This is a genomic window from Leptospira weilii (assembly GCF_006874765.1).
GTDB lineage: Bacteria > Spirochaetota > Leptospiria > Leptospirales > Leptospiraceae > Leptospira > Leptospira weilii.
In genome coordinates this window covers 764,350-782,500 of the sequence record NZ_CP040840.1, presented here as the reverse complement: position 1 = coordinate 782,500, position 18,151 = coordinate 764,350, and the positions used below count along the sequence as shown (strand labels likewise).

Annotated in this window: 18 protein-coding genes (1 of these 18 cut by a window edge); 13 read left to right on the top strand and 5 right to left on the bottom strand. The window is 41.9% G+C overall.

Annotation, left to right across the window (positions count from 1 at the left end; all coding sequences use genetic code 11):
- Positions 1-66, top strand: partial view of an STAS domain-containing protein gene (locus FHG67_RS03745; RefSeq protein ID WP_002621222.1) — the 3' portion only. 267 nt of this gene lie to the left of the window's left edge; only the last 66 of its 333 coding nucleotides appear in the window; its start codon lies off the left edge, out of view; it ends in the stop codon at positions 64-66.
- 918 nt (positions 67-984) lie between these two features.
- Here the strand turns inward: FHG67_RS03745 and FHG67_RS03740 are convergent.
- Positions 985-1,587 carry an LIC10729 family protein gene (locus tag FHG67_RS03740; RefSeq protein ID WP_004499265.1) on the bottom strand — a complete coding sequence of 201 codons (603 nt, stop codon included), beginning with the start codon at positions 1,585-1,587 and terminating at the stop codon, positions 985-987.
- The gene (locus tag FHG67_RS22625) at positions 1,499-1,705 is read right to left on the bottom strand and encodes a hypothetical protein (RefSeq protein ID WP_076621628.1); all 207 of its coding nucleotides are present in this window, start codon (positions 1,703-1,705) and stop codon (positions 1,499-1,501) included. Before FHG67_RS22625 ends, FHG67_RS03740 begins: the two co-directional genes overlap by 89 nt.
- Between FHG67_RS22625 and FHG67_RS03730 the strand changes: the two genes are divergently transcribed.
- The 3 genes from FHG67_RS03730 to FHG67_RS03720 all read left to right on the top strand — a co-directional run bounded on the left by FHG67_RS03730 (position 1,619) and on the right by FHG67_RS03720 (position 6,226).
- Complete coding sequence (locus FHG67_RS03730) at positions 1,619-2,575, top strand: bifunctional riboflavin kinase/FAD synthetase (RefSeq protein WP_002621241.1); 957 nt, start codon at positions 1,619-1,621, stop codon at positions 2,573-2,575. The two genes, FHG67_RS22625 and FHG67_RS03730, sit on opposite strands and share 87 nt — an antisense overlap.
- Positions 2,576-2,686: 111 nt before the next feature.
- Positions 2,687-4,426, top strand: coding sequence for a SpoIIE family protein phosphatase (locus tag FHG67_RS03725; RefSeq protein ID WP_002621237.1), 1,740 nt, complete (start codon positions 2,687-2,689; stop codon positions 4,424-4,426).
- Between the two features lie 3 nt (positions 4,427-4,429).
- On the top strand, positions 4,430-6,226 hold the full coding sequence (locus tag FHG67_RS03720; RefSeq protein ID WP_004499293.1) for a SpoIIE family protein phosphatase: 1,797 nt from the start codon (positions 4,430-4,432) through the stop codon (positions 6,224-6,226).
- A 183-nt stretch (positions 6,227-6,409) separates the two neighbouring features.
- On the opposite strand, the gene FHG67_RS03715 is transcribed toward FHG67_RS03720, so the two are convergent.
- The 3 genes from FHG67_RS03715 to fliD form a co-directional block, all read right to left on the bottom strand.
- Entirely contained in the window at positions 6,410-6,688 is a 279-nt protein-coding gene (locus tag FHG67_RS03715) for a YceK/YidQ family lipoprotein (protein WP_026054230.1), read from the bottom strand.
- 564 nt (positions 6,689-7,252) lie between these two features.
- Entirely contained in the window at positions 7,253-8,209 is a 957-nt protein-coding gene (locus FHG67_RS03710; RefSeq protein ID WP_004495962.1) for a hypothetical protein, read from the bottom strand.
- 18 nt (positions 8,210-8,227) lie between these two features.
- The gene (gene fliD / locus FHG67_RS03705; protein ID WP_142499652.1) at positions 8,228-10,147 is read right to left on the bottom strand and encodes a flagellar filament capping protein FliD; all 1,920 of its coding nucleotides are present in this window, start codon (positions 10,145-10,147) and stop codon (positions 8,228-8,230) included.
- A 130-nt stretch (positions 10,148-10,277) separates the two neighbouring features.
- Here fliD and FHG67_RS03700 point away from each other — a divergent pair, with 130 nt between their 5' ends.
- From FHG67_RS03700 to FHG67_RS03650, 9 genes are all read left to right on the top strand, one after another.
- Complete coding sequence (locus FHG67_RS03700) at positions 10,278-11,000, top strand: MIP/aquaporin family protein (RefSeq protein WP_061218308.1); 723 nt, start codon at positions 10,278-10,280, stop codon at positions 10,998-11,000.
- 531 nt (positions 11,001-11,531) lie between these two features.
- Entirely contained in the window at positions 11,532-11,969 is a 438-nt protein-coding gene (locus tag FHG67_RS03695) for a Spy/CpxP family protein refolding chaperone (protein WP_004495925.1), read from the top strand.
- Complete coding sequence (locus FHG67_RS03690; RefSeq protein WP_002630836.1) at positions 11,959-12,507, top strand: RNA polymerase sigma factor; 549 nt, start codon at positions 11,959-11,961, stop codon at positions 12,505-12,507. The genes FHG67_RS03695 and FHG67_RS03690 overlap by 11 nt, the downstream gene beginning before the upstream one ends.
- Positions 12,497-12,760, top strand: a complete 264-nt coding sequence (locus FHG67_RS03685) for a hypothetical protein (RefSeq protein ID WP_004496067.1) — start codon at positions 12,497-12,499, stop codon at positions 12,758-12,760. The genes FHG67_RS03690 and FHG67_RS03685 overlap by 11 nt, the downstream gene beginning before the upstream one ends.
- 519 nt (positions 12,761-13,279) lie before the next feature.
- On the top strand, positions 13,280-13,633 hold the full coding sequence (locus tag FHG67_RS03675; protein ID WP_002630835.1) for a single-stranded DNA-binding protein: 354 nt from the start codon (positions 13,280-13,282) through the stop codon (positions 13,631-13,633).
- 197 nt (positions 13,634-13,830) lie between these two features.
- Positions 13,831-14,394 carry a phosphoribosyl-AMP cyclohydrolase gene (locus FHG67_RS03670; RefSeq protein ID WP_004499271.1) on the top strand — a complete coding sequence of 188 codons (564 nt, stop codon included), beginning with the start codon at positions 13,831-13,833 and terminating at the stop codon, positions 14,392-14,394.
- A 57-nt stretch (positions 14,395-14,451) separates the two neighbouring features.
- A complete protein-coding gene (mltG, locus tag FHG67_RS03665) occupies positions 14,452-15,468 on the top strand; it encodes an endolytic transglycosylase MltG (protein ID WP_002630834.1) in 1,017 nt (338 codons plus the stop codon).
- Positions 15,469-16,010: 542 nt separating this feature from the next.
- On the top strand, positions 16,011-16,253 hold the full coding sequence (locus tag FHG67_RS03655) for a hypothetical protein (protein WP_002630839.1): 243 nt from the start codon (positions 16,011-16,013) through the stop codon (positions 16,251-16,253).
- Between the two features lie 426 nt (positions 16,254-16,679).
- A complete protein-coding gene (locus FHG67_RS03650) occupies positions 16,680-18,125 on the top strand; it encodes a sugar phosphate nucleotidyltransferase (protein ID WP_004495535.1) in 1,446 nt (481 codons plus the stop codon).
- The last annotated feature ends 26 nt before the right edge of the window (positions 18,126-18,151 follow it).

Sequence of the window (18,151 nt, the reverse complement as noted above, 5' to 3'; positions counted from 1 at the left end):
GTCGCCGGTTTAACTTCTTATTTCAAAACCATGAGCCCCGCCGAATTCAGTTCCAATTATCCTTAACACGAATCTTTGAAAAAACCACCTGTTATAGTCATAACCAACCCCAAAAGTACTTGGTCCGAAGATAAATCTGTCGGAATTCCGACAAATCCTCTGTGAAACGATCGGCCCCACCCTGATTTTTGGTGGAGGGTGATGAGCGACCCGTAGGGAGCAAATCATTGAGCCTGGAGGTTCGGGAGATTTTTCTCTATCAGAAAATCATACTTTTTGCAAGTAAAAAGCCTCATTCTTGTCGGAACACTTGAAAAATATCGGTTTTTGATCCTTATTATCCCAAAAGTCTTCCTAATTTGTGGGGTTGGTTATAGTAGATTTCAAGAACGCAAGTCTCTTCGATGTGTTTTAGCGATCAAAGTATCCAATCCATTGCCATAACAAAATCTATCGTCCAAAGCGACCACCACATCACAAATAAACGTTTCACGAAATACAACTCGTGTTTATTAGAGAAGTCTAAATTTCTGTTCAAACGACATAAGAACCTGCCCCAAAAGAAATTAAAGCATCTCGCTTCAGGAACCGGAGAGAGACTTGTTATCTGTTCGCGCTCTTCTTTGTTGCGCAAAGAACCAACGCCTTCGCTTCGCGGCTTTTGGTTATCTCGCTTCAGGAAACGCAGAGAAACTTGTTATCTGTTCGCGCTCTTCTTTGTTGCGCAAAGAACCTTCGATCACGCTCCGCTATCTACGGTTATCTCGCTTCCTAAGGGGCGCTCATCTTTGCTACGCAAAGAACCTTCGATCACGCTCCGCTATCTACGGTTATCTCGCTTCCTAAGGGGCGCTCATCTTTGCTACGCAAAGAACCTTCGATCACGCTCCGCTATCTACGGTTATCTCGCTTCCTAAGGGGCGCTCATCTTTGCTACGCAAAGAACCTTCGATCACGCTCCGCTATCTACGGTTATCTCGCTTCCTAAGGGGCGCTCGATATATATAAAACGTCCCAGATTCCCCAAAAGCGGCCAATCTCTCCCGCATTCGGAAGAAGTCTAAAATCCATTCTCCCTTCAATCAATTCTCCGGGATCCACACGAAACCGTACCGGAAACTGGGAAGAATACGTATCACTGCCTGGAAACCGTACCGTTGTTTTTAAAATTCCATTCACATACACTTTCAGTTCCCTCGGCTTTACACCCTTAGGTCTTTCAGTATACGTAAAGTGCGTTAGATCCAATTGAACATAAAGAGACTCGTTTCGCAAAGGATCCGCAGTCAGATAAAAACGAAGCCCCTCCTCCGGTATCATCCTGCAAAGTCCGTCTTGAAGCTTGCCAGTCCCCACACCTGGCGCTGAATCTGGTCTATCTCTTTCTAACTGCATTCCATTGTGAATCGCCCAAGTGGAAAGCTCGTCGTAAGTTCTAAAATCTTCGGTATGAAGAGGCTCTCCACTTTCACCCTGATGATCAAAGTTGATGAATTTTTTAAATTTCGGATTTTCTTTCGATTGGAGAAATCCCGTATTGGTAAAAGTAAAACAGAAAAAAACGAGTATCAATCGGTGCCAAACCATCTACTCTAGTATCGACAGGATCGGGAAGAATTTGATCACAATCTCTACAATTGAACAAGCCGGAAAAACAATTCATTCCCCCTGCGTCGTGACCTTGGGAAACTTCGACGGAATCCATCTGGGACATCAAGCCCTCTTAGATCGGGTTTTGCAGGTTTCCCAAAAAACCGGACTTGCTTCCTGCGTCGTGACCTACGACCCGAATCCAGCCGTTGTACTCGGAAAAAAACCCGAAATGAAAAATCTCATGGTTCTTGCCGACAAGGAAGAATGGATCCGTCGAAAAGGAATCGATTTTTTAGTCGTACTTCCGTTTAACAAAGAATTGGCGGAAATGAGCGCGGAATCGTTTTTGGAAGAAATTCTTCTCAAACAATTGAAAGCCAGAAACATCATCATCGGCTTCAATCATTGTTTCGGAAAGGAAAGAAGAGGCAATTACGAACTCCTGAAAGAATATTCGGAAAAACTAAAATACTCGGTAGAAAAAATGGATCCGGTTTTTTTAAAAGAGATCAAACTTTCTAGTTCGTACGTGAGAAGGCTGATCTCGGAAGGCAACGTAAAAGAAGCGGCACGTTGTTTGAATCGCTTCTATTCCGTTTCCGGAATCGTAGTCGGAGGACACAAACGAGGAAGAAAAATCGGATTTCCGACGGCGAATGTCCAACCGAACGCAGATATTCTTCTTCCGAGCATCGGAGTTTACGCAGGGTTTACCACCGTGGCAGAAATCGAACATCCATCCATGATCAACATCGGTCACAATCCCACCTTCGGGGAAAACGCGCTAACTTTGGAATCCAACATATTCAATTTTCAAAAAGATATTTATGACGAGACGATAAAAATCACATTCACGGAAAAAATTCGAAACGAGATCAAATTCTCCAGCGTTGAAAATCTGATCGCTCAACTCAAACAAGACGAGATATCCGCAAGGAACATTCTTAAAACGACAATCAACGAAAAATCACCCCATCCTTAAGTGTAAATCGAAGCCTGAAAAAGACTTAGAAATCTAAAATAGAAATTTTATAGTTTCAAATTCATCGTCAAAATCCATACTCTATCCCAAACACGGTATTCGCTTTTTCGTATGAATTATTACCTCTTTTTTCCCATGGCGGCTTTCATTGCGAACACAATGTTCATCGCATTTGTATATGCGAGGCGTACCGGAAACCCGATTATTCGTTCTTATTTATTTTATACGATCGCCTTAAACGCTTGGCTTTTCACTTACGCATTCGAGTGGTCCTTTCCTCCGACGCCTTGGATGACTTGGGCTTTTAAAATTCTCTCAATCACCTGGCTTCCCCTCGGCGCGCTTTACCTGGAATTCGTTTTCACTCTTCTAAATAAAAAGCCCGGAATTCTTCTTTGGCTTTTTAGAATCGGAACTCTAATTTCGTATCTCATCACTCTTTCCACAGACTGGATCATTCAGGGAAACATCCATTACTATTGGGGAAATGAAAGCGAACCCGGTCCTTTGTATTTTTTCGTGATTTTCAATTTCGTAGCGCTTCCCGCTCTTATCGGTTTGGGAATTTTGACCAAATCCTTTTTCGTTTCGGGAAGAGATCAAAAAAAACAGACCGGTTTGGCTATCCTAGGTTCCATGTTTGCGATATTTCTAAGTTTTTATTCCGAAATCATTCAGGTGGACAATCGAGGAAGAATGTTGTCCATGCCCCTGGCCCCGATCGGAATCGTGATCCAGTCCTTTCTGATTTTTATCGCAATCACGAGATACGGCTTTCTAAGAATCAATCTGGAAGGGCTCGCAGCGGATTTGTTTCGAGACATTCACGACGGAATGATCTTGGTCAAACGGGATCGCTCCCTCTTTTTTATGAACGAATCAGCGATCAAAATATTAGGAATTTCTAATTCTATTCCTTCCCACTTTTATCCTTCCGATTTTTTAAAAGGATATCAGGAAAGTCCGGGTTATCTCTCCAAAGAATACGAACCCATTTTCAATACCAATTGCAGAGGAGTCGAACTCACGAGATCGAGCATAGAATTGACGGGAAAGGAAAACGGATATCTTTTCATTTTGAGAGATATCACCGAGAAAATAGAATACAGAGAAAAGATAGAACGTTTTTATTCCGATTTTAACAAAGACTTGGAAATCGCAAAAATCGCGCAAACTTCCGCGATTTCCACAATATTTCCGGAAAGTTCAAAATATAAGTTCTATTCTCACTTTCAACCGTTCGAACTTGTAGGCGGAGATTTTTTACGAGCCTTAGAACGTTCCGACGGAAAATTAGACATCCTTTTTGCGGACGTCTCGGGACACGGAATTTCCTCCGCCATGGTTGCCGGAATGTTGTCCATCTCCTTCCAGTTGCTCATAGAAACAAATCCAACTCCGAAAAAAGCTCTGGAAAATATCCAATCCTTACTTTTAAACGCAGTATTGAACCATCATGTTTCCGCAATTTATATCTCGTTCGACCCGGACACAAAAACATTAGAATATTCTTATGCAGGTCATCATCCGATTTTGGTTTTTAGGGAAGGGGAAATAATTCCTTTGAGGGGCGTAGGAAGAATCCTATTGATTACCCCGGACACGGAACTGAACAATTATACTTTTCAACTTAAAAAGGGAGATATTTTATTTCTTTACTCAGATTGTCTTTTCGAAGTGAGAAACCCCGAAGGAGAAATACTCGGGTACGAAAATTTCATGCTGAAAGTGAACGAAATCTCGGTTTATACTCCCGTCAACATTCTCAAAACCTGCATTGGCCAAGCCCTGGCCTTCGGCAACGGAAAACTTACGGACGACTTGACGATTTTGATTTTGGAGATTTTTTAAAGAATGAATCCGTACATTCTGATTCCTTTTTCGACCTTAACCATAAACGGATTTTTGCTCGCCTATGTAAGCGCACTCAAAGGAAAATCCGAAACGGTTACTCTCTATCAAAGATATTCTTTTTTACTTTTTCTCTGGCACATCTCTATCATTCTTTATTGGTCCTTCTTACCGAATGACTGGCTCACTATCGTTTTCAAAGCGTCTTCCTTTTCTTGGATCTTTATCGGTCTTTTATTCTTTGAATTTGTGGTTCGATTTACAAATTCGTCGTATCGATTTACGATCTACTTCTTCAGAGGCTTTTGTCTCGTTTCTTTTTTGTTAACGATCAGCACGGACTTGGTGGTAGCGGGAACGACTCGCGCTTATTGGGGAGATATGATTCTCGCCGGTCCTTTGTATCTCCCCATAAGCAACTTTGTCGGCGCAATTCCCACGTTAATCGGTTGTTTCATTCTGATTCGAAACGGATTTCGTTCCTCCGATCCGCTTTTAAAACAACAATCCAGACTCGTCGCTTACGGAACGATCCTTACGTTTCTCCTCAGTTTCACTACAACTCTTCTTCCGAGATATTGGAACCCTTCCCTTACGTTTCCTCCGTTAAGCGGAAGCGCCACGCTCATACAATCGATCTGCATTTTTATAGCGATCCATAAATACGGGTTCATGGATTTAAAGTTGGAACGCATCGCGCTGCGGCTTTATTCCGAAATCAGGGAAGGGCTGATTCTTCTTTCCTCCAAAGGAACCCTTCTTTTCAGCAATTTATCCGCGAGAAGAATGTTGCACCTTCCCGACAACATAAATCTCGGATCGAATTTCGATCTAAAAGATTATCTGGAAGATTTCCCTTCCGACTCTTTCTTTGAAAGAAAAGAATTCGTCAATTTAAGCGTAAAAACAGAAGACCTATCCCAGGATTCTCCAGAAGAATTTTTACAAATTACAGAAAACAAATATCTGGAAGTTTCCTCCTCTCCTATTTCCCTTTCCGGAAAAAACCGGGACAAGGTTTATATACTCAGAGACATCACCGAAAAGAAGAATGCGCTCGATAAAATTAGAAAATTATTATATAGATTGGACCTGGATCTGGATTTTGCAAGAGACATCCAGCAAATGATTACCACTCGGGAGTTCCCGGATTCACCGGATTATAAAATCCATTCTCACTTTCAACCTTACGTTAAAGTGGGCGGAGATATTTTGAAGGTGATCAAAGAAAAGGACGAAAGCCTGCACATTCTTTTCGGAGACGTTTCCGGACACGGTGTTTCCGCGGCGATGGTGGCGGCGATGATTTCGATAGCGTTCAACGCGGCTACGGGAAGAAGCATATCCACGGATAAGAATCTTCTTTTTATACACGAGCTTTTAAAGGACACGATCACACTCCATTCCCTTTCCTCCGTATATATGAGATACGTTTCCTCCGAAAGAAAATTAGAATATAGTTATGGAGGACACCACGCCGGTTTGCTGATCAGAAACGGAATCTGTAGCCCTATCGAAGGTTCGGGAGAAATTCTTTTTGCAACGCTGTCCCCGAAAATCCAAAGATACGAACTCGACTTGATAAAAGGCGACAGGGTTCTTTTCTATTCGGACGGTTTGTTCGAAGTGAAAAATAGCGAAGGGAACGTTTTAGGAAAAGATCATTTTCTGGAAGCGGTCAGTTCCCTGATTGTAGAAGACACAAATTCCATGATTCGCTCGATCCTCTCCTACTCCGGTTCCTACGGAGAGGGAGAAATATCCGACGACATAACGATCTTTTGTTTGGAAATTTTTTAAGGCGTATTAGATGGGCCTAACGCGAACTCGTAAGCCAATAGATAGAAAGAGAACTACCGAGAAAGCGCTTATAAGCCTTGGAGGCAATCATGTAATGCGATTTCATTTTCCATAGATCGCGAAGTTTACAAATATATCTATATATTATAATTTTCTAAAATTTCATACCAACCTAATCGTTACCTACGGAGCGTCGCAGTAACGATCCTCCATCGTTGGCCTTTTCTTCTCGGGCTTAATCATCAAATCCCCCGGCAATAAAATCGTATCCACTATAAAGGATAAGGGAACATTGAGAATGATGAAAGGCACAGGAATATAATACAGAATAGAAGAAAGTTCCACAAGACACGGAAAGCTCGTTATAGAAATTTGCATACCTATATACGGATGCCCCCAATTATTTGTTTCTGCGCCATGTTCCTGAATCGAAGAACAACCGAGCAAGACGACAAGTAATATCGAAATTAAGAAATTAAGTTTCATTTTTCCTAGAATGATTTCAACGATCGGCCCCAATTTTAATAAAAGATAGTTAATTTGCAATCCTAATTTCCCTCTCGCAACCATAGCAAATTGTCACATAGATAAACTTGCACAAAATCTTAAAATGCAGGAACTATTCCATTCTAATATAGAAATCAGTCTCAAAACTTCAAAGAGTTATTACTCATCTCTACATAATAGAGTGTCCAAAATTCTGCGTCCAAACGCGGGATTTGCGCTCAAATTAACGGTATTCTATTTTATATGAATCAGTAACAATAAATTTAAGCAGAAGTTCTCCTAAAAATCCGTCTCCTTGAAAGTTTACGAACTTTTGAAAAACCAAAATGGTGAGACTAGTGTTCGCGTTCGAATTCCTCTAATTGAACAAACTTAAATCTTCGAACGCGAATTTATCGAATTCAACGCAAAAGCAATTGAAACGAAAAGAGCGGCCCGAACTCCAAAGGTTAAATTAGAATATTCTTAAATATCAATACTCTATAAACGGCGCCGACCAATACTCCTACGACTTTCGATTTAAGAAATTCTCTCTTGGATCAACTTCAAAAAAGGCAGAAATTCGTCTAACGTTCCCGGAAGTTCGTATTCGATCGAATCTCCGGCGCGAATGATATCTTTCTCTTCCAAAGCGACCGCGATTGCCGCGAGAATCTCGTTCAATTCCCCCGTTTTTTCCTCGAAACCGATTCCGTCGATTTCAATTTCGGAGAAATCCAGATCCGGTTTTTTCAACTTCAAAGTGATAAACGAAGTGAGCAAAACGTTGATCTGAGAAATCGACTGAGTGAGCAACTCGGTAGCGACCTCGTCTTTTCCGGATTGATAAGCTTCGTTTACCTTTACGAAAGCCTCTTTGAGTCCGCCGATGTTATCGATAAACGTATTCAAAATTTCTTTTAGAGTGGGAAGATCTAAATCCAGCACTTGAGTTCGGGCAATCAGATCCATGATAAAAAGTTTCAGATCTCTCAGATGTTCCAAGAAAGCTTCTATGGCTTCCATATTATCAAGATTTCCGCAGTTGGAAGAAATTTCGGACATAATTTGAGAAACGGTGTTGCCAGTTCCCATCGGTTTGATCTGATCCAGTTTAAGGCGCAATAAGATCGAAGCGGAATTCAAGACGTTTCCAATCCATTTGACACCGTCGCCAAGTTGGTTCGATTCCTTTTCGGTGAGAGAATCCCTTCCGAATAACGTTGAACCCACTTTGTCCACGTAAAGATCCAATTCGGTCAGAGTGGAAACGAGAAAGTCCATCTCTTCGCCTACGAGAAATTCCATTTTAGTCGCCGATTCGATTCCTTGGTCGTTCATGCTGGAAGCTTTAAATTCCACTCCGTCCACCGTACAACCAAGAACATACTTCCCTTTTGACTCCACCCATTTGTTGATCTCGCCGAAAACTTCGCCTAACTTTTTTTCGTTTTCCAGAGAACTATCTAAGAGATGTTCGTTGATATAAATTTCCATTTCACTCTCCCGTTTGGATCACTCGTTTTTGGCGCCTTTGAGATTATTATTCAAATAGGCCCCGACCGCTTTGTTCTTACCGACTCCTTGTTCCATATAAAGAAACTTGGATTTCAGTTTTTTTTCGTAACTCGCAAGATGGTTTTCGTATTCCTTAATTTTCTTGTTGTTATCGGTGACTTGTTCTTCGAGCATCTTCACCTTTCCGGAAACAAGTCCGCCCGCATACTGAGTATAAGGTTTGATGTGTTCGAGAAGATCAACGGCGACTCCCGTATCCATTCTCGCATCCGAGTTTGTATCGATCGCAAAAAGATTTCGCACGGAATCCGGATTTTCCGCCAGCTTAGAGCGCAGTTTTTCTTCGTCCAGAATCAGAAACCCGTCCTGAATATCGGCCCATTTGCTCCCGACGTTTCCGGTGCTGATCCCGATGTCGCTTAACATTCTCACCGGATTTTCCCCGCTTACGGGATAGGAAGAACTCGCGACGGTTTTCATTCCGGCGATCAAACGAAGCACGGTATGTTCTCCGGATAATAGACCGGATTTGGATTTCCCTTCCCAATAGCTCTGACCGATTTCACCGGAGTCCTCTTTTCCGTCCTTGACCTGCGCGTTCTTATCCACTGCGGTCGCGTCCTTTCCGAACTTCAAAACGGTGTTGTATGCGGCGACGAACTCCTTGATCATCTCAAGACCTTTGTCCGAATCCGTTTTGATATCGATGCTCACGGGTCCTTCGGTTTTTTTGAGAAGATTCAAAGAAACTCCGTCCAGAACGTCCGTAAGCCCCTCGTTTTTCGAACGATTGACCTCGATCCCGTCCACGAGAAACACCGCGTCTTTCGCCTCGGCGATTTCCTTTGCGGGTTTGGCTCCTCTGAATTCTCCCGGAATCACTACATGAAAAGAATCTAATATTACGGCTTTACCGCTCGAATTCGCGAAAAGAATCTTATGCGCCTTTTGACCGGAAGGGAAAGCCTTCAGATTGAGAACGATTTTTCCTTCCTGTTTGAAAGCCGTCTCGAAGATCATTTTTTCCTTATCGTTTTCTTTATAAATAATTCCTAATTCTAGTTTGTCTTCCGGCGCGAATTCGGTTGAGGTTACGAGTTCTATCCTCGTATTCTTCTTCAATTCCGTGGTAATAATTCCGAACTGAAACGAACCAACGCTCGCTATCTCCATCCACTTCTTGTTGTTTTCTTCTTTGTAAACCGGCTTTGCATCCGTTGCGATTCCGTATTTCTCCGGTTGAAAAACGGAGACTTGATCCGCTTCGGGAAAAAAGTTCAACACCTTCGGAGGATCCGCCGGTTCGGTCGCGCCCACGAGATTGGCCGCTTGTAAAATTCCGTCCCCATCTTCGAATTTCAGTTTGTGATCTTTGCCCGATAAACCCGCTGTCAACGTAAGAACGTAATTATCACCGTCCACTTTGACAAGCCCCGTGTTTACAAGACCCGCGGCGGAAATTTTAATGGAAGAAGCCAAATCTCGAATCGTTCCTCCGGAGAATTCGATTTCCTTTTCGGAATCTCCCGAAAAGATTTTGAACTTACCCGCGGGAATCTGTTTGTTTGCGTCGGTCTTTTCTCCGGAAATCTGATGATACGTCGCAAGTTCTTTAATTTCGATTTTACGTTTGCCGGCGCTCGCGGAACGAGAAGCGTCTCCGCTAACGACGCCTTCCGGTTCGGAAACGATATTCTTCATCGCAAAAGGAGCGGTAAAAGATATGAGCGCTCTTGTTTTATTCTGTAAGTCGGTCGTAACTACTTTGAGGTCGTTCCACGCTTTTACTTGAGCTTTGTTAAACGAATTCTGTTGCTCAAGTCGACGGATCGGCTTTGCTTCCAGTTCCACCAATTTCTTTACGATCAAATTTGTGTCTTGTCCGGAGCTAAGTCCTGGAATCGTAAATGCGGGCATCTTATCCTCCTACATTCTTAATCGGTCGAATCAAAAAAAAGATAAGAGAAAATGAAAAAATTCGAAGGTAGAAAAACAGATTGCCGATGTTAAACCGTGAATTTTAGTTCCGACTTTTGTAGGGGGAAAAATGTTATCGCCTGTTTTGGGAGAATTTTTGGGGACTTTCGTTTTAATTCTTTTAGGCAACGGAGTTGTGGCCGGAGTTTTGCTCGAAAGTAGTAAATCCAAAGACGGAGGTTGGATCGTAATCACCGCCGGTTGGGCTTTTGCGGTAATGCTTGGAATTTTCACTTCGAACACATTCGGAAGTTCGGATGCCCATCTCAACCCCGCCGTAACACTCGCGTTTGCCGTCAAGACCGGCGATTATTCTAAATTAGCGTTGTATATTCCCGCACAAGTCGGAGGAGCCTTTTTCGGCGCGGTTTTCAATTACTTACATTACCTTCCTCATTGGAAGGAAACAAAAGATCCCGGAAAAATTCTCGCGGTGTTTTCCACCGAACCCGCAATTTCGCATATCGTGTCCAATTTTTTCAGCGAATTCTTAGGTACCTTCTTACTCATTTTAGGAATCGTTTCTATTTTCTCTCCTACGATGACGGGTTTGACCGCTCACTTCGGAACATTCTTAGTGGGAATTCTTGTCTGGAGCATCGGGCTTTCGATGGGAGGAACAACGGGTTACGCGATCAATCCCGCAAGAGATCTGGGCCCAAGACTCGCTCATTTTATTCTACCAATCGCAGGTAAGGGTTCTTCCAATTGGAAGTATGCTTGGTTACCGGTAATTGCTCCTCTCAGTGGCGGCGCCTGCGCCGGTTTTTTACTCGGCTATTTGAAAGTTTAGGGAAACTCTCTTAGAGAGCGTTTTTCTGAGTGAAGCGATCCTTTGTATCGCTTGTTAACACGCGGTACTGATTGTTTTTTGTGATGTGGTAAATGCTTCGCATCTAACCAACCCACACAAATTAAGAAGACTTTTGGGATAATAAGGATCAAAAACTGATATTTTTCAAGTGTTCCGACAAGAATGAGACTTTTTACTTGCAAGAAGTATGATTTTCTGATAGAGAAAAATCTCCCGAGCCTTTCCGCCTCCAAACTCAGCGCCTCGCTCTTCAGCAGAGCTCGTCATCCCACCCAAAAATATAGGGTGGGACCGAGCCTGTTTCACAGAGGATTTGTCGTAATTCCGACAGATTTATCTTCGGATCCAATACTTGTGGGTTGGTTATGCCACCCGGAAGGGCGCCAGTTTGTCTTACTCCTTTAGCCTTGGCAAAAAACAAAAACACAAAAAACGAATCTCCTTAATTCTGAAAAAAGCGGAACCTGGTTTTTTCCCTTTGGTCAAAGTTCTATACAATGGAGGAATCCAATGAAAAAAATTTTTAAAGTTTCCGGTCTGACTTTTTTAGTCCTGGGACTGCTCGCAGGAGGATGCAGACATTACAGGTCTCCTGAAAAAAGAGCGGAATTTGTCGCTAAAAAAATTACTTCGGAATTGGATCTGAACGATTCTCAGAAGAAAGAACTTTATCGTATCAAAGACGAGATCTTGTCTAAGAGAAAAGAGCTTAAACTACAAGGACCGAGAATTCCGTCAGAAGTGCTTGCCGAGTTTCGTCAGCCGACTTTAGACGAGAAAAAAATCAATAAGTCGTTCGAACTGGAAATGAATAAGATGAGTGAGATGAGAACTTTTATGACGAAAAAAGCGGTCGAGTTTCATACGATTCTCACTCCCGAACAAAGAAATAAACTAGTGGATTTGATTACAGAGTTTCAACAAAAACACCATCATCATGATGACTGAATCTGAATTTACGGAAATTGTAAGTTCCACTCGGGAAATTGTCCTCTCTGCGATAGAAAAAAACCTCGCAGAGAGGTTTTCTTATGCCATCGACGACGTGGCTCAAGAAACTTATTTTCGAGCCTACAAAGCCCTCAAGAAGGATCAGTTTCGCAAAGAATCAAAGCTGAGCACTTGGTTGTACACGATCGCGAGAAACGAATCCTTAAGAATGAACGACAAACTTAGAAAAGAGGAAGAGCGCGCGGAAAAATTGACCAAGTCCAAAAAAAAGGAGGATTTTCTCACAAGCCATACGGACTTAAATGGAAATTCGAGACATTCCGAATGGAACCCTCAGGAAATGATCGAAACGTTACGCGCGCTTTTAGTTAAAATTCCCGATAAATATAGAAAGGTTCTCGAGTTTTATCTTGCGGGATATTCCGAAAGTCAAATCGCGGAGACGATGGGAGTAAAACCGGGAACCGTTAAGTCGAGAGCATTTCGAGGAAAAGAAATGATAAAACGAGTCAAGGAAAAATTTTATGAAAAATAATCGTATTTTTTCCCTGAAAGAAGAAATCTTAAAAAGAAAAAAAGACAGGAATTGGGTGAGGGATATTTCTTCGAATGTAATTCGCAGGGATAAAAGAGAAACGAGAAACAAACGTATGTTAGTCTCTTCTCTCGTTTTGTTCATAGGACTAAGCGCATACGTCGATTTTTGGGTCCAGGATTTGGATCTTAAAAACCAGGATCTTTTGAGTATAGGAATATTCGAGGAATTGGAAAACGCTCTGGATAAATGAAAATCCTTCTTCCATACTGGATCGCCTTTATTCATCGGGTCGAAACCGAAAAAGAATTTTATTTCCTGAAAAGTCTTTCGATTTCGTGTCGTAAGATAAAAGGCATAACCAACCCCACAAATTAAGAAGGCTTTTAGGATAATAAGGATCAAAAACTGATATTTTCAAGTGTTCCGACAAGAATGAGACTTTTTACTTGCAAAAAGTATAATTTTTTGATAGAGAAAAATCTCCCGAGCCTTTCCGCCTCCAAACTCAGCGCCTCGCTCTTCAGCAGGCTCGTCATCCCAACCCAAAAATAAGGGTGGGACCGAGCCTGTTTCACAGAGGATTTGTCGGAATTCCGACAGATTTATCTTCGGATCCAAATACTTGGGGTTGGTTATGGATAAAAGGATTTCGCTTCTTCCGAAAAAACCGAATTCTTCTCAAAAAATCCAAAATTGCGCTCCGTTTGATTCCTACTGAGAACCGTTTTCGGTGAGGAAGAAAATTTTCCTCTCAATAGGAGTATGAAGAATGAAAAACTTAGCACATATCATTTTGGATGGAAATCTCACCTCCGATCCGGAAATTAAAACCTTAAACAGCGGAAAGAACGTAGCCACTTTCACTCTGGCGGTCAATCACGATTATAAATCCACACCGGAAGAACCGGGTGAGGTTTCTTTTGTAGACATCGAATTATGGGACCGCCAAGCCGTAAACGCGCACGAATATCTCAAAAAAGGGAAAAAAGCGACCGTGATCGGCGAACTTCGTCAGGATCGATGGAAGTCACAAGACGGAAGTAATAGAAGCAAATTAAAAGTAGTCGGTTATACGATTCGGTTCGACGGTTTGCCTGGAAGAAAGGAACGGGAAGCGGCTTAAAGACTTAAAGTAGAATGTAAATCTGCAACGCGGCCGGGAAGCGTTGCAGAAAATAGATCGAATTTCGAAACAAGCTTAACCAATCGGGAATATTTCTTCAAAATAAAAAGACGAAAGACAAAGTCGTAGGATTTGATTAGACCGAAGACGGATTTTTAAAACCTTGGTTTTAGGAGTTCCTACATTCTAAAAACGTCATGAGTTCCCGCAAGATCACAATTGTAGAAGTTCAAGAACCGACCCGGTTGATTGCTTCCCTCTCTCGAATTTTAGAGGAAGAATTACCTCGGTATAGAAATGGCCTTCCCAAAGGATTTAGAGAAGAGGTGGATTGTGATGAGGATACGGTTTTATTTGTACATCCGGATTTCCCACCTTTGAATTTTGAAAAAATACGAGAACTCTTAGTATTTCCCACAAACGAAATGATTCCTATCGTAGCGATCGATGCTCAAAACCAGATTCTCATGCAGGCATTTGGAAATGAAGAAAGCCAAAGGTTGACTTTACAAACCGGTTACGCGCATTATTTCAGTCGATCCAGAAATCGACTCTGGAAAAAAGGAGACACTTCGGGACATACGCAAAAAATTCTTCAAATCCTGTCCCCACTCAACCGATCTTTTTTGGTCTATCAAGTGGAACAAAAAATTGCGGCCTGCCATGAAGGGTACTACAGTTGCTTTTTTAGGGAAAGAATGCCGGGAGGGGAGTGGAATCTATTGCCAATTTCGAGAAATTTTCTTCCAGAAAAAAACTGAAATCGTACTCTGTCCCTAGATTTTTTTGAAAGTTATCGAAGGAAATAAATTGGATTTATGAATATTAAAAAATTTTTGATTTTCTCGGGACTACTCATCGGGGTTTTTCTTTTGATTGCCGTCACAACGTTTTTTGTCGTGGACGAACTCAAAGGAGGCGCCGTCGGATCCGGACAGACCAAGATCGACCTGCTTATCGAATCCGGAGATACTCCCGGAAAGATTGTGGAAACTCTTTCCACTCACGGTATGATCAAATCCTCCAAGTATTTTCTTTATCTGGTTCGTTTTACGAGAAGCGCGGGAAAGATCAAACAAGGTCTTTACGAGATCAACGACGGAATGGACTCCAGAAAAATTCTTCAGGTAATCACCGAAGGAAAAGTAAAACTCGTAAACTTTACGATTCCGGAAGGATATAACAATCGCCAGATCGGCGATCTTCTAGTTTCCAAAAAAATCATCCCGAGGCGCCAAGACTTCTTACTTGCGGCGAGCAAACCCGAACTTTTGAGAGAATTCAACATTCCCTCGACCTCCGCCGAAGGATATCTCTTTCCGGAAACGTACAGCATTCCGATCAATTATCCGGTCGATAAAATCGTTCGAATGATGATCAAAAGATTTTACGTTCGAATTGCAAAGATCGAAAAAGCGAAAAATCTTTCTCCTTCCGAACTTCATAAATTCGTAATTCTTGGTTCCGTCGTGGAGCGCGAGGCGAAAAGGAACGAAGAAAGACCTTTGATGGCCGGAGTTTTCAACAACCGTTTAAAACGGGATATGCCTTTGGAATCTTGCGCCACAATTCAATATCTTTTTGATAAACCGCATAGCAGGATTTTCGAGAAGGACCTCAAAATCGTATCTCCATATAACACTTATCTAAACAAAGGATTTCCTCCCGGACCGATTTCCAATCCAGGCTTTCCCGCTTTGGAAGCGGCATTTTATCCAAAAGAAACAGAATATCTTTTTTTTCTCTTAAAAGGAGACGGTTACCATTACTTCGCGAAATCTCTCAAAGAACATTTGGAAGCGAAGAAGAAGTATATAGACGTTCTTTACGATTAATTTAACGTGAGTTGTGAGTTCGGCGTAAGAAAGTTTGGGCGGAATAAGAAACTAAAGTGTTGCTGCCTACGGTCGCAACATAATAATCGCTTTCACATTTTGTTATACCGAACTCACGTTAATTTGAATATAAATCCCGCGTTTAGACGCAGTAGTTCCCAGAAACTGTCTCTTGGAGCGGTTGATGAGTTTTTAAATCGTCTTTTTTACTGCTACCCATATCGGACAAACTTTCAATTCGTGTTCCGAATTGAAGCAACTCGAATGTTGTTAGGTTAAAAAAGTTTCTGTAATAGGAAATTCTATTTTTCCAATCCCGATTTCGTAAATCGTAGGAATTTCTAGATTTTTCAATGAATTTTTTCTCAGTCGACAATTGAGTTTTCTCTTTTGAGTTCACGAATCTCAACTTGATAACTTTGAACAATTCGATAAAAACCAGAAAAATTTTTCTGTACAAAAAACAGATTGTACAATCGAATTTCAAAATAAGAACGTCGATACCCGATCGTTTTTTAATCTTTTCGATCAGGAAAAATCATATGGCTACTCCGGATTTAGAAATCAAAAACGTAACACGGGAATTAATGGAAGTTCAAAAGGCTTTGAACGTTTTTCGGGAAAAGCAGAAGAATCAGGAATCCGTTGACGAAGCGGCCGTGGAGTTCGTAACCAAGGCGGACTTAGTCATCCAAAGAGCCGAAAAGAATGAAATTTTTTTGACCGACGACCAAAAAAGAAGAATTAGGAATAATCTCCTTAAAATCCGCGCTTCTTTGTCCTAAACACAGAGCAAGAGCATTCTCGCGCCCCGTCGGGAACCATAGCCAACCCACAAATGAAGAAAACTTTTGGGATCATAAGGATCACAAAACTGATATTTTTCAAGTGCTCCGACAAGAATGAGACTTTTTACTTGCAAGAAGTATGATTTTCTGATAGAGGAAAAATTACTGCATAGACTGTCCGTTTTTTCGAGGGAAGTTCAACGTTTTATTACGAACTTACTGAATGATTGTAACCGATTTCTTTTAAGGTTTTGGGACAATTATTAGCGAGCAATCCATCTTTTTAAAAACTTCATTTTGTACTTTAAAATTTTTCCGGCCGAAAACGTTTCCGAGAATAAAAATCCTTTCGGTATATTCGTAAAAACCTTTTTCTAAATCGTTTTGACATCCTTAGGCCTCTAAAAATAGCATATCCCCTAAGTGGCAAATATTGAAGTAGGGGTAATCGCTGCGGCCGGAAAAGGAACACGAGCCTATCCCAGAACGACATACATTCCCAAACCCTTATTCGAATTTCAGGGAAAAACGATCCTCGAACGAAACGTCGAGCTGATGCAGAGCACGTTTCGTGTTAAAAAAATTTATATTCTAGTTGGCCACCTCAAAGAAATGGTACTTTCCGAAATCGAAAAGATTCGAAAGAATCATCAAAACGTGGAAATCATTCCTTCCCCTTGGACCACCAAAGGTCTCGCAAGTGATATCGCAAGTTTGGAATCGCAGATTCGTTCTCCGTTTATTACGATCCTGGGGGACGAGTTTTACTTTCATCCGGATCATAAAAAATTCATACAAACGTTTCGAAAACATCCGAAACTGATCGCCTCGATCGGCGTTCAAAAAACAACCCTTCTTTCCAGAATCCGAAAAAATTACTCCGTGGAACTACAAGGGGATCGAATCTTGGAACTCGTGGAAAAACCTTCCGATCCTCCGAACAACCTCCTCGGCCTGGGAAGCTATCTTTTCACTCCAGCTTATTTCGAATATTTTAAACAAACCCCCCCTTCGGCCAAAAACGGAATCATCGAGATCACGGACGTAATCGATCTGATGGCAAAAAAAAGCCGCAAAGTTTTCGCGACGAAACTCGACGTGGAATACTTCAATATCAATTCCATGCAGGACTACCACCATGCGGTTTATGAGATCCGAAACGAGGAATTCGCACGTTTTAAAACCACTCTGATCGTCCCCACAAAAAACAACGAAAGATCCGTCGCGGACGTGATCGTGGATTTCCGGGGGAAGGTAGACGAAATTTTGGTGGTCGACTTTGGCTCTACGGATAAAACATTAGAAATTGCTAAAAAAGAAAAAGCGAAAGTTCTTTCCTTTAAAACCGAAGGGGACGAGGATCATTTCGGAAAACAGATTCGGGAAGGGATCCGGGCCGCTTCCGGGGATATCGCGATCATTATAACCCCCGACGGATCGTACAGGTCCAAGGATTATCCCAAACTTTTAGAATATCTGAAAGACTCCGATATGGTGATCGGAACCCGAACCACAAGACAGATGATCGAACAAGGTTCCAACCTTCTTCCCGGAGTTCGTGTGGTAAATCTGATCCTCGGAAAACTCATCGAGGTTTTTTGGTGGGGAATGGAGCCGCGTTTTACGGACGCGATGTGTTCTTACTTTGCCATCTGGAAGGATTCTTATTCTAAAATCGAGCCCGATCTGGAAATGACTGACCGTAGAATCATTCCCGAACTGATGATGGAAACTGTTCGTTCTTACATGCGTTGTATCGAAATTCCGATCTCCTATTATCGTCCGATCGAATCCGTTCCAAAGAACACAACTCGCGAATTCCTTTCAATCGTCCGTTTGATGCTGAAGAAAAAATGGTTCGGAAACTAATTTAGAATTTTTTAATTATAGAATAC

What these genes read in the sequence shown, in the direction of transcription:
- FHG67_RS03740 (WP_004499265.1), bottom strand. Translation starts at nt 1,587, where the DNA reads ATGGTTTGGCACCGATTGATACTCGTTTTTTTCTGTTTTACTTTTACC.
- FHG67_RS22625 (WP_076621628.1), bottom strand. Translation starts at nt 1,705, where the DNA reads ATGGATTCCGTCGAAGTTTCCCAAGGTCACGACGCAGGGGGAATGAAT.
- FHG67_RS03725 (WP_002621237.1), top strand. Translation starts at nt 2,687, where the DNA reads ATGAATTATTACCTCTTTTTTCCCATGGCGGCTTTCATTGCGAACACA.
- FHG67_RS03720 (WP_004499293.1), top strand. Translation starts at nt 4,430, where the DNA reads ATGAATCCGTACATTCTGATTCCTTTTTCGACCTTAACCATAAACGGA.
- FHG67_RS03710 (WP_004495962.1), bottom strand. Translation starts at nt 8,209, where the DNA reads ATGGAAATTTATATCAACGAACATCTCTTAGATAGTTCTCTGGAAAAC.
- fliD (WP_142499652.1), bottom strand. Translation starts at nt 10,147, where the DNA reads ATGCCCGCATTTACGATTCCAGGACTTAGCTCCGGACAAGACACAAAT.
- FHG67_RS03700 (WP_061218308.1), top strand. Translation starts at nt 10,278, where the DNA reads ATGTTATCGCCTGTTTTGGGAGAATTTTTGGGGACTTTCGTTTTAATT.
- FHG67_RS03695 (WP_004495925.1), top strand. Translation starts at nt 11,532, where the DNA reads ATGAAAAAAATTTTTAAAGTTTCCGGTCTGACTTTTTTAGTCCTGGGA.
- FHG67_RS03690 (WP_002630836.1), top strand. Translation starts at nt 11,959, where the DNA reads ATGATGACTGAATCTGAATTTACGGAAATTGTAAGTTCCACTCGGGAA.
- FHG67_RS03685 (WP_004496067.1), top strand. Translation starts at nt 12,497, where the DNA reads ATGAAAAATAATCGTATTTTTTCCCTGAAAGAAGAAATCTTAAAAAGA.
- FHG67_RS03675 (WP_002630835.1), top strand. Translation starts at nt 13,280, where the DNA reads ATGAAAAACTTAGCACATATCATTTTGGATGGAAATCTCACCTCCGAT.
- FHG67_RS03670 (WP_004499271.1), top strand. Translation starts at nt 13,831, where the DNA reads ATGAGTTCCCGCAAGATCACAATTGTAGAAGTTCAAGAACCGACCCGG.
- mltG (WP_002630834.1), top strand. Translation starts at nt 14,452, where the DNA reads ATGAATATTAAAAAATTTTTGATTTTCTCGGGACTACTCATCGGGGTT.
- FHG67_RS03655 (WP_002630839.1), top strand. Translation starts at nt 16,011, where the DNA reads ATGGCTACTCCGGATTTAGAAATCAAAAACGTAACACGGGAATTAATG.